Annotated in this window: 16 protein-coding genes; 13 read left to right on the top strand and 3 right to left on the bottom strand. The window is 67.1% G+C overall.

Features of this window, described 5'->3' with window-relative positions:
* Nucleotides 1-187 precede the first annotated feature (187 nt).
* The 3 genes from ACV4UZ_RS13775 to ACV4UZ_RS13785 are packed head-to-tail and all read left to right on the top strand — an operon-like array spanning nucleotide 188 to nucleotide 5283.
* Nucleotides 188-1318 (top strand): FIST signal transduction protein, encoded by a 1131-nt coding sequence (locus tag ACV4UZ_RS13775; RefSeq protein WP_491601380.1) that lies wholly within the window; start codon nucleotides 188-190, stop codon nucleotides 1316-1318.
* Entirely contained in the window at nucleotides 1319-4255 is a 2937-nt protein-coding gene (locus tag ACV4UZ_RS13780; protein ID WP_491601381.1) for a response regulator, read from the top strand.
* Nucleotides 4256-4263: 8 nt separating this feature from the next.
* A complete protein-coding gene (locus tag ACV4UZ_RS13785; protein ID WP_491601382.1) occupies nucleotides 4264-5283 on the top strand; it encodes an HD domain-containing phosphohydrolase in 1020 nt (339 codons plus the stop codon).
* Here the strand turns inward: ACV4UZ_RS13785 and ACV4UZ_RS13790 are convergent.
* The 3 genes from ACV4UZ_RS13790 to ACV4UZ_RS13800 all read right to left on the bottom strand — a co-directional run bounded on the left by ACV4UZ_RS13790 (nucleotide 5277) and on the right by ACV4UZ_RS13800 (nucleotide 8051).
* Complete coding sequence (locus ACV4UZ_RS13790) at nucleotides 5277-6866, bottom strand: HD domain-containing phosphohydrolase (protein WP_491601383.1); 1590 nt, start codon at nucleotides 6864-6866, stop codon at nucleotides 5277-5279. The two genes, ACV4UZ_RS13785 and ACV4UZ_RS13790, sit on opposite strands and share 7 nt — an antisense overlap.
* A gap of 61 nt (nucleotides 6867-6927) precedes the next feature.
* A complete protein-coding gene (locus tag ACV4UZ_RS13795) occupies nucleotides 6928-7698 on the bottom strand; it encodes an alpha/beta fold hydrolase (RefSeq protein WP_491601384.1) in 771 nt (256 codons plus the stop codon).
* Nucleotides 7698-8051: a PilZ domain-containing protein gene (locus ACV4UZ_RS13800; protein ID WP_491601385.1), complete on the bottom strand. Its 354-nt coding sequence runs from the start codon at nucleotides 8049-8051 to the stop codon at nucleotides 7698-7700. The genes ACV4UZ_RS13795 and ACV4UZ_RS13800 overlap by 1 nt, the downstream gene beginning before the upstream one ends.
* 313 nt (nucleotides 8052-8364) lie before the next feature.
* Between ACV4UZ_RS13800 and ACV4UZ_RS13805 the strand changes: the two genes are divergently transcribed.
* The 10 genes from ACV4UZ_RS13805 (at nucleotide 8365) to ACV4UZ_RS13850 (ending at nucleotide 15451) form a co-directional block, all read left to right on the top strand.
* Nucleotides 8365-8550: a hypothetical protein gene (locus ACV4UZ_RS13805; RefSeq protein ID WP_491601386.1), complete on the top strand. Its 186-nt coding sequence runs from the start codon at nucleotides 8365-8367 to the stop codon at nucleotides 8548-8550.
* A gap of 106 nt (nucleotides 8551-8656) precedes the next feature.
* Entirely contained in the window at nucleotides 8657-9016 is a 360-nt protein-coding gene (locus ACV4UZ_RS13810; protein ID WP_491601387.1) for a type II toxin-antitoxin system RelE/ParE family toxin, read from the top strand.
* The gene (locus ACV4UZ_RS13815) at nucleotides 9013-9321 is read left to right on the top strand and encodes a helix-turn-helix domain-containing protein (RefSeq protein ID WP_491601388.1); all 309 of its coding nucleotides are present in this window, start codon (nucleotides 9013-9015) and stop codon (nucleotides 9319-9321) included. The genes ACV4UZ_RS13810 and ACV4UZ_RS13815 overlap by 4 nt, the downstream gene beginning before the upstream one ends.
* A gap of 464 nt (nucleotides 9322-9785) precedes the next feature.
* Nucleotides 9786-10118, top strand: coding sequence for a hypothetical protein (locus tag ACV4UZ_RS13820; protein WP_491601389.1), 333 nt, complete (start codon nucleotides 9786-9788; stop codon nucleotides 10116-10118).
* A gap of 9 nt (nucleotides 10119-10127) precedes the next feature.
* Nucleotides 10128-10433: a helix-turn-helix transcriptional regulator gene (locus ACV4UZ_RS13825; protein WP_491601390.1), complete on the top strand. Its 306-nt coding sequence runs from the start codon at nucleotides 10128-10130 to the stop codon at nucleotides 10431-10433.
* 256 nt (nucleotides 10434-10689) lie between these two features.
* Complete coding sequence (locus tag ACV4UZ_RS13830) at nucleotides 10690-12249, top strand: hypothetical protein (RefSeq protein WP_491601391.1); 1560 nt, start codon at nucleotides 10690-10692, stop codon at nucleotides 12247-12249.
* Nucleotides 12242-12679, top strand: coding sequence for a plasmid mobilization protein (locus ACV4UZ_RS13835; protein WP_491601392.1), 438 nt, complete (start codon nucleotides 12242-12244; stop codon nucleotides 12677-12679). Before ACV4UZ_RS13830 ends, ACV4UZ_RS13835 begins: the two co-directional genes overlap by 8 nt.
* Nucleotides 12676-14526 (top strand): relaxase/mobilization nuclease domain-containing protein, encoded by a 1851-nt coding sequence (locus ACV4UZ_RS13840; RefSeq protein ID WP_491601393.1) that lies wholly within the window; start codon nucleotides 12676-12678, stop codon nucleotides 14524-14526. The genes ACV4UZ_RS13835 and ACV4UZ_RS13840 overlap by 4 nt, the downstream gene beginning before the upstream one ends.
* 31 nt (nucleotides 14527-14557) lie before the next feature.
* Nucleotides 14558-14812 (top strand): hypothetical protein, encoded by a 255-nt coding sequence (locus ACV4UZ_RS13845; protein WP_491601394.1) that lies wholly within the window; start codon nucleotides 14558-14560, stop codon nucleotides 14810-14812.
* 12 nt (nucleotides 14813-14824) lie between these two features.
* Nucleotides 14825-15451, top strand: coding sequence for a hypothetical protein (locus ACV4UZ_RS13850; protein WP_491601395.1), 627 nt, complete (start codon nucleotides 14825-14827; stop codon nucleotides 15449-15451).
* The last annotated feature ends 190 nt before the right edge of the window (nucleotides 15452-15641 follow it).

The raw sequence follows: 15641 nt of genomic DNA on the forward strand, positions 1-15641 counted from the left end.
CCCGGGAATTCCGTCGGGCTGGATTATGAACGGTGCCGCACGGCCTGTCAGTAACAGAGGGTAACGCTCTTCTTCCGCCCCGAGGGGGGGCATTATTGCCATTCGGTTTATATCAAAGTTATAATTCATCAACATTTTGCCGCTACGATCCCATCCGCAGAACTACGCATTTGAGGGAGGGCCGTCCATGTGGATCGAGCAGAGGCTGTGGATGCCGGGCCAGGGCTGGAGCGTCACCGGACAGCGTGGCGAGAAATCCAGTCTGGTTCTGTACTTCGCCGCCCCCGGCAGCCTGCCGGCCGAGACCATCCTGACGGATCTTCGCGCCGCCTATGGCGATGCCCCCATCCTGGGCTGCACCACCGGCGGCGAGATTCTCGGTTCCGAGGTCATCGACGATTCCGTGGTGGTCTCGGCGCTGGGCTTCGGCCGGGCGACGGTGCGGGTGGCCGCCCGCGACCTGTCGGACGTGTCGCAATCGCGCGACACCGGCGCCGCCCTGGCCCGCGATCTGGCCGGCCCCGGTCTGCGGGCCATCTTCATCCTGTCCGACGGCACCGGGGTCAATGGCGATTCCCTGGTGGCCGGCTGCGTGGAAGCCGCCGCTCCCGAGGTGGTGGTGACCGGCGGGCTGGCCGGCGACGGTGCCCGCTTCCAGTCCACGGCGGTGGGCTGCGACGACGTCATGCGACCGGGCCGGGTGGCGGCGGTGGGCTTCTACGGCGAATCGCTGGCCATCGGGCACGGCAGCTTCGGCGGCTGGGACGAATTCGGCCCGCCGCGCACCATCACCCGCTCGGCGGCCAACATCCTTTACGAGCTGGACGGCGAGCCGGCGCTCGACCTCTACAAGCGCTATCTCGGCGAGGAAGCGCAGGGATTGCCCGGCAGCGCCCTGCTGTTCCCGCTGTCCATCCGCCCCCAGGGCGCCGACGACGGCGGCGAGGTGGTGCGCACCATCGTCGGCATCGACGAGGAAGCCAAGTCGATGATCTTCGCCGGCGACATGCCCACCGGCCATCTGGCCCGGCTGATGCGCGGCAATTTCGACAATCTGGTGGACGGGGCCGGGCGAGCCGCGGAATCGGCGGCGGCGGTGGGCGGGCCTTGCCTCGGCCTGCTGGTCAGCTGCATCGGGCGCAAGCTGCTGATGGGCCAGCGCATCGCCGAGGAAGTGGAGATCGTCGCCGACGTCCTGGGCAAGGGCGCCAGCCTGATGGGCTTCTACTCCTACGGCGAGATTTCGCCCCACGGCTTCACCGGCAAGTGCGAGCTGCACAACCAGACCATGACCATCACCACCATTTCCGAGCGCTGATTGTCTCCTCCGCCCCCCCTTCACCGCCTGCTGCAACGCCAGTTGGCCCGCGCCGCGCGGGGCGTGGCCGACGGCACGCCCGATTTCGACACGCTGCTGCGCCTCATCAGCGATTCCTACGAGGAGCACGACCGGGAACGGCGCCTGTCCGACCGCTCGGCCCGGCTGATGGAAGAGGAACTGCGCGCCGCCAACCGGGAATCCCGCCGCCAGGCCGAGGCACACCTTCAGGCGATCCTCAACACCGTCGGCGAGGGCATCGTCATCGCCGACCCCGACGGCATCATCGTCAGCGTCAACCCCGCCCTGCTCTCCATCTTCGGCTACGAGCGCGACGAAGTGGTGGGCGGCAGCATCGAAATCCTCCTTCCCCTGGCCAGGCCCGGCGGCGAGGCCATCCGCACCATGGAGCGCATCTTCGCCCTGGGCCGCGAGACCGTGGCCCGGCGCCGGGGCGGCCAGTCCTTTCCCATCGAGCTGGCCGCCGGCGACCTCGCCCCCACCGGATCCCCCCAGTTCGTGGTGATCATGCGCGACATTTCCGAAAGGAAGCGCATCGAACGCGAGATGGCGGAAAGCCAGGAACGCTTCCGTGACTTCGCCCAGTCCACCTCGGACTGGTTCTGGGAGATGGGGCCGGACCTCCGCTTCACCGGCTTCTCGGGCCAGTTCACCGAGCATACCCAGGCGCTGCCCAGCCATTACGTCGGCCGGACCCGCGACGAGATGATCTCCGACGAGACGCCCATGGAGGCCAGGCTGCGGAACCTGGCCGACATGGAGGCGCGCCGCCCGTTCCGCGACTTCGTCTACCGCACCAAGGAAATGGGCGGACCGGGCCGGGTCCTCCAGGTCAACGGCAAGCCGGTGTTCGGCCCCGGCGGGGAATTCCTCGGCTATCGCGGCACCGCGTCGGACATCACCGAGGAGATCGAGGCCGAGGAGCGCCTGCGCGCCGCCCAGGCGGAGGTCGAGCGCCGCCTGCGCGAGGCCAAGGAGGCCGCCGAGGCCGCCAACCGCATCAAGTCCGAGTTCCTCGCCACCATGAGCCACGAGATCCGCACCCCCATGAACGGGGTGATCGGCATGACCGGGCTGCTGCTGGACACCAGGCTGACCGAGGAGCAGCGCCACTTCGCCGAGACCATCCGCGATTCCGGCGAATCCCTGCTGACCGTCATCAACGACATCCTGGATTTCTCCAAGATGGAGGCGGGAAAGCTCGACCTCGACTACACCGAATTCGAGCTGGCGCCCCTGGTGGAAAGCGTGCTGGACATCCTGGCGCCGCGCGCCCACGCCAAGGGCATCGAGATCGCCGGCCTGATCGACCCCGAGCTGCGCATGCTGGTGCGCGGCGACCCCGGCCGCCTGCGCCAGATCCTGATGAATCTGGGCGGCAACGCCGTCAAGTTCACCCATCAGGGCGGCGTCTCCATCGAGGTGTCCCCGCTGGAGGGAGCCGGCGGCACCCGCATGGTGCGCTTCGCCATCCGCGATACCGGCATCGGCATCCCCCCCGAGGCGCAGTCGCGGCTGTTCTCCATGTTCTCGCAGGTGGACGCCTCCACCGCCCGGCGCTACGGCGGCACCGGGCTGGGACTGGCCATCTCGCGGCGCCTGGCCGAACTGATGGGCGGCTCCATCGGGGTGGACAGCGAAGCCGGCAAGGGCTCCACCTTCTGGATCATCGTTCCGCTGGAACTGCTGGCCGCCCAGGCGGCGTCGCCGCCCGACCTGGCCGGGCGCCGGGTGCTGGTGGTGGACGACAACGACGTCAACCGCGACGTCATCGAACGCCAGCTGAGGGCCTTCGGCATCCTGGTCCAGGCCTGCCCCGACGCCGGGACGGGCATGGGCGAGCTGACCCGCGCCGCCGCCATGGGCGAACCCTGGGAGGCGGCGATCATCGATTCCCAGATGCCCATGGTCACCGGTTCGGAAATGGTCCGCATGATCCGCGCCATTCCCATGCTGAAGAACACCAGGATCATCGTCACCTCGTCCCAGGGATTGCCGGCCGAGCATCAGGACGGCCAGATGGCCATCGACGCCTTCCTGCACAAGCCGCTGCGCCAGACTTCGCTGCTGGACACCATCGGGCGGATGCTGGGGGTGACGGAAACCACCGAACGCCGGGACGAAACGGAGCGGGATTCCGCCGTCCCCGAGGCCGGCGGCAGGCGGCTGCGCATCCTGGTGGCCGAAGACAATCCCGTGAACCAGCAGGTGGCGCTCGGCCTGCTGCGCAAGCTGGGGCACACGGTGGACGTGGTGGGCGACGGCGCCGAGGCGCTGGAGGCGGTCCGCCTGCTGCCCTACGATCTGGTGCTGATGGACGTGCAGATGCCCGAGATGGACGGGCTGGAAGCCACGCGGGCCATTCGGGCGCTCTCCACCCCCGCCGCCCGGATTCCCATCGTCGCCATGACCGCCAACGCCATGCGCGGCGACGACCAGATGTGCTTCGACGCCGGCATGAACGGCTACATCTCAAAGCCCATCGACCGCCGCAAGCTGGCCGAGGCCCTGGCACCCTATTCCGGCGCGTCGCAAACCAGGCCCGCCGCGCCATCGCCATTGCCCTCCGCCCTGGCCGTCGACCTCGACGTGCTGGACGCCCTGGCCGCCGACATCGAGGCCGACACGGTGGTGGAAATCCTGGAGAAGTTCCTGGAGGACGCCCGCGCCCGCCACGCGGCCGCCGCCCAGGCCGTGTCCGCCGACGATCCGGAGAGGGTCCGGCGCGAGGCTCACACCATCAAGGGCGCCGCCGCCAGCCTGGGCCTGCTGGCCATTCGGGACAGCTGCCTGGCCCTGGAACAGGCGGCCCGGGCCGGCGAAGGAATCGGCCCCCTGATGGCGGAGCTGAACGCCCGCATCGAGGCCCTGCCCGGCCAACTGGCGGCCACCGCCTACGCCCTGCCGTCACTCTGAGGCCTCCCATGATCGCCCTGGTCATCGACGACAATCCCACCAACCTGATGCTGCTCAAGCACCGTCTGGTCAAGATCGAGGGCTGCGAGGTGGTCTGCCTGGAATCGGCGGTGGCCGCCCTGGCCTGGTGCGAGACCAACACCCCCGACGTCATTCTCACCGACTACATGATGCCCGAGATGGACGGGCTGGAATTCATCCGCCGGCTCCGCGCCCGCCCGGCCATGCAGGACATTCCCATCGTGGTGGTCACCACCTCGGACGTGCGGGAGATCCGCCAGGAGGCCCTGAACCTGGGCGCCGCCGACTTCCTGACCAAGCCGGTGGACGGGCCGGAGCTGATGGCCCGGACCCGCAACCTGCTGGCGCTGCGGCAATCGCGTCTCGCCCTTCAGGACCGAGCCGCCGAGGAACTGGTGATGCGACTGTCCAAGGCCGCCGAGTACCGCGACCCGGAGACCGGCGCCCATATCGAACGCATGGCGCGCTATTCGGCCCTGATCGCCCGGCGCCTGGGCATGGCCCCCGATGCGGTGGAGCGGCTGGAACTGGCCGCCCCCATGCACGACGTGGGCAAGGTGGGCATTCCCGACATGATCCTGCTGAAGCCCGACCGCCTGAACGAAAGCGAGTTCACGGTCATGAAGCAGCATGCCGATTATGGCTGGGACATCCTCAAGGGCAGTTCGTCGCAACTGGTCCGCCTCGCCGCCCTCATCGCCCGGACCCACCACGAGAAATTCGACGGCAGCGGCTATCCCGCCGGTCTGGCCGGCGAGGACATTCCCATCGAAGGCCGCATCGTGGCGGTGGCCGACGTCTTCGACGCCCTGACCTCGACACGTCCCTACAAGGTGGCCTGGAGCGTGGACAAGGCGGTGGCGTTCCTGGGCGAACAGCGGGGCCGCCATTTCGACCCGGCCTGCGTCGATGCCTTTCTCGCCGGCCTGGAGGAAGTCCTGCGCATCAAGGACCAGTTCCGTGACCATGGGGACGATGCCGCGCCCCACCCCCTGACCAATTACTGAGCCTGTCCCAGCGGCAGGCGTCCTTCGGCCACCAGCTTGAGACAGGCATCGACCACCCGGGCGTCGAAGCGGGTTCCGCGATGGGCGGCGATCTCGCCCATGGCCGCCTCCACGCCCAGGGCGGCGCGGTAGGGACGGTCCGAGGCGATGGCCTCGACCACGTCGGCCACCGCCAGGATGCGGGCCTCGAACAGGATTTCGTCGCCCTTCAGCCCGTCGGGATAGCCGCTGCCGTCCATGCGCTCGTGGTGATGCCGCACCATGTCGGCCACCGGCCAGGGAAACTCCACGCCGTTCAGAATCTCGCAGCCGTCGGCGGCATGCCCCCGGATGATGTCGAATTCCAGGGGCGACAGCCGGCCGGGCCGGGTCAGCATCTCGGCGGGAATGCCGATCTTGCCGATGTCGTGGATGGTGCCCGCCACGTGCAGCCCCTTGAGACGCTCGGACGACAGGCCCAGTTCCCGGCCGATGGCCATGGCGATGTCGGCGACCCGCCGCTGGTGGCCGGCGGTATAGGGATCGCGCACCTCGATGGTCGAGGCCACCGCCGCGATGGTTCCCTCCAGGGCGCGTTCCAGGGCCTTCTGTGTCCGCTCCCCGTCCCGAATCTGCTGCCGCAGCTCGCCGGTATGGACCAGCATGCGCCCGGTCAGCGGCCGCAGGATCAGCACGAAGCCGGTGATGCCGAACCCCACCAGAACCAGGGCCCCGAGGGCAACGGCCAGAACCAGGCGGTCGATGTTGCTGTGCAGTTCGGCCTGGTCCTGGCGGATCATGACGATCCAGTCCGAGCCGGGCAGACGCCGGGCCAGAACCACGTCGCGGGCTCCGCCGGGACGGGCCAGGAGCAGCGGCGAGGGGTCCTCGGTGGCCAGGGCGAAAGCCTCGCGCACCTCGCCATCCATGCCGGGTCCGCCATGGCGCCGGGGAAAGAACACTTCCGCGCCCGTCCCGCCGCCGCGCCCCAGGATGATCTCGCCGGTCTGGCCCAGGGTGTCCACGTCGGCGACGACGGCCCGCAATCCCTCGGCGTCGAGCAGCAGCACGTCGTGCCCTTCGCGCGTTCCGTCACGCCCCAGGATCGGCGCCGCGGCCAGCAGCACCCAGCGCCCCTCCACCAGGGCCGGCGCCCCCAGGGCGGGCGGCTCGCCGGCTTCGGGCGTCCACAGCTCGGGCGGGATGGGCCGGCCCACCGCCACCAGCGGCCGGAAATCCCGGCCCAGCCGGGTGATGCCCAGCATCTCGCGCGACAGCTTCAGGGCGTCGCCCAGCTTGTCGGCGGTGAAGGCCCGCAATTCGTCGGCGGTCATGCCGCCCCGGTTGTGGGCGGCCAGGGCGTCGCGGATGACGCTGCGGCTGGTGACCTGTCGGGCCAGTTCGCCGGCCCGGCTCACATTGGCCCGCAAGGCCTCCACCTGCAGGTCGAGACCGTGCTCGAAGGCCCGGTCCGCCGCCGCCGCCATCTGGGCATGCAGGGGAGCGATCGCCGCGAACGCCACCCCGAGCCCCACCATCGCCATGGCCAGTACCGCGTACATGATGATGTTGCGCTGCAGCTTGACAGCGTCGATGACCTGCACTCGAACCGACCTCCATCCTGAAATTTGACTTTTATCAAATTAAGGATGGAAACCGCAACGACTACAGGAAAGACCCGATGGCGGCCATGAAGGCGGTGGGATTGTCGGCGTGGACCCAGTGGCCGGCGCCGGAAATGGTGACCGTCTCCGCCCGGGGAAACAGCCGGGTGATGGCCTCCCGGTAGGCGGGACGGACGTATTCCGAGGTCTCGCCCGCCACGAACAGGGCGGGGCCGTCATAGCACGTACCCTCGGGGAAGTCGGGAAACTCCATGATGTCGTTCATGTGGGCGTTGAGGACCGCGAGATTGGGCCGCCAGCGATAGCCGCCGGCGCCGCCCTCCAGATTCTGCATGAGAAAGGCGCGCACGCCCTTGTCGATGACGGTGCGGGCCAGGGCGGCCTCCACCTCGCCGCGCGAGGCGGCCTCGGCCAGGGGCGCGGCGCGCATGGCCTTCACGAAGGGAGCGAAGGTATGGTTGTAGGTCACCGGCGCGATGTCCACCACCACCAGCCGCTCCACCATCTCGGGATGGGTCAGCGCCAGGGTCATGGCCGCCTTGCCGCCCATGGAATGGCCCATCACCGCCGCCCGTCCGCCCAGATGCCCGATGACCGCCGCCACCTCGCGGGCCATGAAGGGATAGTCCATGACCTCGCTCCACGGGCTGGAGCCGTGGTTGGGCATGTCCAGCGCCAGCACCCGGCGCCTCTCGCCCAGGGCCTTGACCACCGCCCCCCAATTGCGGGCCGAACCCAGCAGGCCGTGCAGGATCAGCAGCGGCACCCCGTCCGTGAAGGCGGAGCCGGCCTCGATGGCGTTGAGCTTCATCAGTGGCGGAACAGGTGGGAGCGACCGACCAGGAGGCGCCCGATATGGCGGCCCACCACCTTCATCAGCGAGAAGGTGGGGCGCACGAATTCCACCGCCACCCAGTCAGCCCCCAGGGCGCGCACCACGGCCACACCCTTGGCCAGGGGATTGGGGTCCTCGTAGGCCGAGCGCAGTTCGAAGGTGAAACGGTAGCCGTGGCTGAGCAGGCCCGGCGGCCGCCGGAACTTCAGCCCGCCGATGGAGATGTCGACGACCTCGACCAGGATGCCGTCGAACAGCATGAACAGGCCCTCGCCCTCGTGGCGATCATCGATGCGGCGGTCGTTGCTGGCGGACTTTCGGGCGGTCACGAGCGCTTCCCCTGCGGATGGACGACGAATCAGTCTAGCAGGGCAAGCCTCGCCGCGCATCCCTCCATGTTGTCCATCGTTTCCCCCCGAAACACTACGGCCAAATCCCTACGCAATCCCCGAGACCTCGAAAGTATAGGGTTAAGCCATTGGTAGATTTCAATTTTATGGAGTTTACGACGCTTATACCACCACACCGCCCTCTCCTCCGGATGCACGCCCCGGCTGCGACCCTGGAAAGGTTACAATCAGATACTTCGAATTTTCCGGAAATTCCGGCGAAGAGAGCGAGGCACCAGGAGTGGGAAACATCATGATCGAACACCTCAACACCGTCACCGTGACGACGCCCCATGTGCTGATCAAGCAGGCGATCGGGGATCTCGAGCGGGCGATGCCGGACCCCAAGCCGGGCGACAAGGTGTCGCTGGTGGCCGGCCAGTGGCAGGACACCTTCATCATGACGGCGCGCTTCGGCTGGCTGCGCCTGCCGCATTGAAGCGAGGGCAGGCATAGGCGCGCCGCGCTGGGCTCGAACCAGCGACCTGCCGCAGTTCCATGCGTCGTCTTGACGGATCTGCGGCACTGCCGCATTATTTCTTGCGATGAAGACCAAGCCCGTCACCATCGTCGAGATGACGGCCTTCACCCGCCGGGCTGAAAAGCTGTTGTCCGCCGAGGAAAAGGCCGCACTCATCGACCGCCTGGCCTATGACCCCGAGGCCGGGGAAGAGATCGAAGGGACGGGAGGCGCCCGCAAGATACGCTTTGCCGCCAAGGGCAAGGGCAAATCCGGCGGTGTGCGGGCGATCTATTACTACTACACCGAGGCGATGCCGCTCTTTGCCCTGTTCCTATACGGAAAGAACGAGCAGGCGGACTTGAGCCCGGAACAGCGCAAGCTCGTCGTATCCTTCGTCCAGAGAATGAAGGCAGCGGCGAAACAGAGGACGCGAAGGGAATGAGCGGAAAGAAGATCGACGTGAGCGCGGAACTGGTGGAAGCGTTCGCCGAAATGGCCGCCTACGCCGAAGGCAAGGTGACGGGCTTGCGGACTCAGACCGTGCAGGTTCCCGAGGACGTGGACGTCAAGGCGATCCGCGAGGACCTCGGCCTCAAGCGCCCGGAGTTCTGCCGCCGCTTCGGCCTGGACGTGCGGGCGGTGCAGGATTGGGAACAACACCGTCGCCGCCCCGACCGGGCAGCCAGGGCTCTTCTGCTGGTCATCAAGCACAACCCCGCCGCTGTCGAGGCCGCCCTCCAGGCGTAAATCCAAATCGTGCGGAAGGGCGAAAGGGCGAAAGAGACTTCCCCACGGCGACAGGCATTGGCGCGCCCTGCTGGGCTCGAACCAGCGACCTGCCGCTTAGAAGGCTGATCGGAAGCCCGCAGGATAGCTGCCGTTCTCCGGCATTAGCATTTAACATCAATATATTACGATGACAGCTAATCGACGCCATTAACAGACGGCCTCGCTCGAACTGTCCCCGATTTGTCCCCGGGGACACTTCAGCGTAGTCGACACCTTACGCCCGAAATACTCGCTGGGGTGCGGGGGTAAGGCCCCCGCCCCTGTCCGCGTCCCTGACGTCACCGACAAGGGACGGCCTCACGGCCGACGCCCGCGCCTTCTCGGCGGAACCGAGGCTTGTGCATTCAGGACGCGAGAGCAGTCAACCGGCGGCGCCAATCATCACGCGGGCCGACCGCCCCAGCCGGCGGCGATGGTTGGGTGTGAGCAGCGCCCAGGCGATACACCAGACGGCCCAAGTCACCTTGGCGCAGGGAGAGCCCTGCACCCCAAGCTGCAGCACCGCCACATTCGACGATACCGCCGGCACCGAGGCTAACAATCGCACCAGATACAACCGTGAATTCCCTTTTTACGAGACATTCTCCACACAGCCACACCATCGCAATTTAACTGTTAAATCAGATGAAAAATATTATGGCAAATATCTCCGCAAGAACTGTCGCGACAAAATTAATGCAGAGAGAAAAATAATTGCGCAAATGTGGGCAAAATTACCCACACGGGCAATTTTACCCACAAACACCATCAATTGACTTGCGTTAATGACTTATGACACGGTTCTGACGCACACACTATCCATTGAGGTGCATCCCGTGACCTCACTTCCCGATTACTTAACTGTAGATGAGCTTGCCGCACTCTTGCGACGCTCTCGCGCCACCATCCTTCAAGATCGGTGGCGCAATCCTGGTGCCGTGCCTCCGGCCATCAAGCTGGGCAAGACGCTGCTGTGGGACGTGGAGGCGGTCAAAGCGTGGCTTGCTCGCCAGACCGAACCTCCTCGCGAACCTCCGGTTCATGCCGAGGCCCAGCCCCGGCGGCGCGGGCGCCCCAGGAAGTCGCTTTAGCCATGCCACAGAATCGTAGCCGAGGCCCGCCGCTCTGCCGAACGGCCAGACCGCAAAACGGAAGAAGGCCCTGACGGCTGGTACCTGTCAGAGCCTTCCCGGAAACGCTCAGGTCGCCATCCCGGTTAAGTCAGGCGCCTCGAAACGATCCTCGCAAATCCGAATCTAGGCGTCCCGCGAACAGAGAACAAGGGCAATCCCTTGTCTCTGAGCGTCCGAACCTTGCCCGGCGGCGGCCTCCATTTGGAGGGACGCCATGCTTGCATCGGTCAACGATGCCCCACAGGACGACGACGCAGGGCAGATAACCACGGACGACGTAATGCGGCTCAACACCGGGTGGCAGTTGAGCCCGGAGCATTGGCGCGAGAGCGCCCGGCGGCGCCAGGTGCTGGCCGAGCAGACGGCTCGAATGGCCGATGCCCTGGAGCAATTCGGCGGTATCCGAGCCCGTGCCTCCGTTCGGCTGGTCGCGGTAGGCAACGCTACCGGCGAGATCGACGACGAGGAGAGCTATCGGGCTATCCGTTTCCTACCGCTGATATCCCAGCGGGAGCGGCGCCCCTTTCTCAACGCCCTACGCTACTTCCAGCGAAATGAACCATCGGGCGCCCACCTCCGCTATGCCGTCATCACCGCAGGCCGCCGGGTCCAGGCCTGGGGCGATCTTCGCGGCGCCATGGCGAGGTTGCATCGTCAGGTGTCCCGATGGGCTCACGATGCCGACCGCGATTGGGGAATGGAGGTGCTGTACCGGGGGACCGAGTTCACCCGTGACGATACGGCCTCATATCATCCCCACGCCAACGTGCTGTATGCCCCGCGACGGCCCATGAGCAAGGCCAGGTGGTCCGCCTTCCTCAAGTGGTCCCACACGCGGCTCGGCGCCCACTGGCGGGACAACGGCCGCCTGAAGGATGCCGACGAGGCCATCAAGTACCCGTTCAAGCCTGCCGAACTGGACGATGCCCCCGGCGATGAGCTGGTGTGGCTGTGGTGGGAAACCCACCGCATGAAGTTCGCCCAGCCCATGGGCGCCTTTGCCGAGTTCCGGCGCCAGCTCCAGCGGGACGGCCAGAAGGTGGCGATGGTCAACCGGCGGGGCGGCGCCCGGCTGGAGATCGTCACCAAGTCGAAACGCGATCCCCTCGACACCGAGGCCGAACCCGACCCACGCCGGGAAAACCTGATTCTGTGTCGCACGGCGCCGCAATTCCGCTTCGGCCCATTCGCCCAGCCGATCACGCTGGTGGTCAACTACACGGAACAGCCGGCCACGCCCGAAGGCCGCCAACGCCTCGCCATCATCCGCCATTGGAACGACCAGGCGCGGGAGTGGTGGAACGCCAGCGGTGCTCCGGCCCCCAGCATCGCCCGCGCCATCGCCGCCGGCCAGGCCGCCGCCGATCCGGGCCAGGCCGGGCGGATCGCGGCCTTTAACGTCCACACCCGTCGGCCAACTGTCCAAACCCTCTCGACCGCCTACACCGACGACGGCACGCCCTACGACCCGGCCACGGGTGAAATCCTGTGCCGACCGGAATCGGCCTCGTGCCGCCCTTCGGCACCCCTGTGCCACCCTTCCTCGGGGGCTGTGCCAGGGCATTTTCAGACTGTGCCAGCCCAAAATCAGGCTGTGCCAAATCGCGCCTCTCCCCACCACCGCACCACGCCACCCTCGGGAGGCCCACACGGGCCTTCCGAGGGTGGCCCCACCGGCGGCAATCTCCAGGAAATCCGCGCCGTTCAGGCTCTCACGCCCATGGCGGAACCGACCTTCCCGGATCGGCAGCGGAGGAGGTGCGTCGATGGTTAAAGGCATTGCGAGCAATGGTCGCGTAATACGCGACCGCTCGGTTTCGCCGCCCCCCGGGCCGCTCAACGGTCGGCGCGAGGCGCCGAGGCAGGAAAACAGCCGGGTTGAGCCCCCGGCGACCGACGCCGAAGCTCGGCAAAAGCGGGTTCTCGTCCGCACCGTCCGCTTCTCCCCGGCCGAATGGGCGACGGTCGAAGCGAAGGCGGCCCTGGCGGGCATGACGCCCTCCCGCTTCATCCGGGAGGCCGCCCTGGGGGTGGAGGTGAAAGCGCGCCGAGGGGCTGAAGCCGCCCAACTGGTGCATCAGCTGGGCCGCATCGGGGCCAACCTCAATCAGCTTGCCCGCTTGGCGAACGCCCGAGGCTTCATCATCGGCGACCGGGTCGAGGCGGTGCTGGCCGAGGTGCTGGAGGCCATCGGCAAGCTATGACGGCGCTCGACGAAAAGAAGGGACGGACGAAGTTCTACCAGCAGGGCCGGGGCGGTCGGGCGCTGATCGCCAAATGCAACGGCACCCGCAAGACCTTCCGGGGCACCGTCCGATACGCCACCCACGACGTGGAGAAGGAAGGGCGCCGCACCACCATTCTGGAAACCTCGGAGCGGGTGGAGTGGACGGCGGGCCTGAACCTGCCGAGCGATACCCCCGAGATCGCCGAGAAGGTCATGGCGGCCACTGCGCGGGAAAACTCGCGTGTCTCACAACCGGCCTACCATTTCACCCTGGACTGGGCGCCGGGATCGGCGACCACGCAGGAAGAGCAACTGGAGGTCACCAAGGGTGTCCTCGAACGTGTCGGCTTGCAGGACCACCAGGCGCTGGTGGTGGCCCACAACGACACGCCCCACCCGCATGTGCATGTGGTGGTCAACCGGGTGCATCCCGAAACCGGCCGGGCCTGGGACACCGGCAACGACTATTCCCGATTCGAGCGGGCGGTTGCCCAGGAAGCGAACGCACGGGGCTATGAGGTGGTCATCGGCCACCACAACCGCCGTGACTTCGACCGCCCGCCGCCGGAACGCGGGCCGTCCGGCGGACATCTGCGCCAGTTGGAACGTCACGGCCAGGCCCCCTTTGCCGACATCGTGAAAGAAGTCGCAGGCCGCGACTTCACCGAGGCTGAAAGCTGGCGCGACCTTGATCAACGCCTGGAGCGTCACGGCCTTCAGCTTCGCAAGGAAGGGCGGGGCCTCGTGGTCACGGACGGCCACGAACACGCCAAGGCATCCAGCATCGACCGCAAGGCCAGCATTCACGCATTGGAGAAGAGGTTCGGCAGCTATGACGAACACCGAAGGGCAAAGCCTGAGAGACAAGGTGGAGAACGCCATCCAGGCGCGGATCGACGCGACCACCGCCGCGACGGCCACCGACCTGATCCAGATCGCCGAGCACATCGACCGGGCGGCCGAGGCCATCCGCTGGAGCGTGGAGCGGATCGAGGCGCGCCAATGGGCCGAAGCCCGGCGCCGCCGCTGGCTGATCCTGATCACCATCCTGGCGCTGATCCTGGGCGAACTGGTGGGGCTGACCATGGGCGCGGCGACGGCAACCGCCCTGGCGGCTCGTCGTCCCGTGATCGAGGTCTATCGCCTGATGTTCCCCTCGGCGCGGCCATAGAGCGCCTGAACCGCTGGGAGGCCCTTACCGCCCGCATCGAGCAGGCCAAGATCGAAGCCGAGCGGCACGGCAAAGACGCCGCCGCCCTCGACCACAAGACGGCTTGGGCGGACAAGAAGGCCCAGCAGTTCCGGGAGGGCTTGGCCCGCGTCTATCGCGCCCCCGACGCCGTGCTGGAGGCGTTTCGCCGCCATGCGGAGCGCGACGGCATCGCTCAGGCCGCCCGCCGGATGGAACGCACGCCGGAAGCGTTCGGGCGCCTGCACGGGGCGGCCCTTGGCCCCATCGCCAATGATGCCCGCCGTCAGGCGGTGCGGCAGGCCGCGGAAGTTGCCGCTCTGGGAAAAACCGCTCTCACCGCGGAGCGAGCCGTCCGCCGCATGGAACCCCTGCGCCAGGAGGCGCACCGCCTGACCCAGGAATCGCGGGAGCAGGCCATCGGCCTCGACCGGCAGCGCCAGGGCATCGGCACCCAGCGGGACCTATTCCGCGACGTTGCCGAGGCCGCACGCCATGCCCCGGCGGACCAGCGAAATCAGCTTTCACCCCACCAACGGGAACAGGTCCAGGCCGCCCAGCGCCAAGCCCAAATTATGGACCGCATGGCCCGGGTCCCTGCCCCCGGCCGTGGGGGATTCGACCGCAGCAGGTAGGAAGCCTGCCCAGACTCACAGGAGAAAGATCATGACCACCTTCAACGATACCGGTTGCCAGGATATCGCCCACCTCTCCATCGCCGCGCAGGGCATGGACGAGATCGTGTTCAGCATCCCCCGCCGCCTGTGGTTCGAATTCGTTTCCGCCGCCTACAGCGTCGGGATCGACGATGTGCGGGGCCTGGAAGCCGCCCTTGCCCAGTTCATCGCCAATGTCCGGGGCGAACATCCGCCCCGGCTGACCTGGCCGGGACCGGATGCGGCCCCGGTCACCCGGAACTGAGGGAGGGGCGCCATGGAGCAGATCATCAGCTACCGGGACGCCCCCGCCCACGGCATCCATGTCGGGGACTATCTGGGCAACTTCCATCGCTATATGGAGCCCGGCACCTATCCCGGCAGGCTCGTCGCGCTGGTGTGGGGGAGGAAGGACAACGGCATCCTCCACGCCTTGGTGACCCTCGACATCGGCGACCCCATGCGCCTCGATGCCTACTGGCAGGACAACCGAAAGAACCCGGAGCCGTTCCTTGGCTTCCCCAACTTCATGCCCGGCGAACGGGTCAATGTAGTGGTGTGGGAGGGGGCACGGGGTGGCATGAAGGCCAAGCTGGAAAAGCCGCCGGAACCTACCGGCCCAGCACCATCCTGGCGAATATTGCGATTGAGCGACAAGGATGGCACCAAGGCCCTCGTCTGCCACGCAGACGGCTTCGCAATTCCGCCTCTCGACCTGTTCCGGGCCTACCAGCAGGGGGCGGGCAAGGGGACGACGCCGAATCCGGTTTTCATCGTCAGCAACCAACCCGCCGACCAATCCGGCCATGTTGGTGTCCGCCAGGTGCTTGATGATGAATGCGGGCTGCTGCGCCTTGACGAAACCATTCACCTGATTCCCGAATGGCTGTTCAGGCGGAAGTAAGCGGAACAGTCGTGGACGGCGACCATCGGGAGCCGCCGGCACGCAGACGACCAGTCAAGCGCCCGAGGAGGCCGCAGGCCGAGCAGGCGCTTGACGGGGCGGCGACACCTCACCCTTCAGGCTCTCCTGGGTGATCTGGGACGATCACCCAGGAGAGGCCACCCGGCGAGGGCAATTTCACCCATTTTAG

This window comes from Paramagnetospirillum sp., assembly GCF_058402745.1.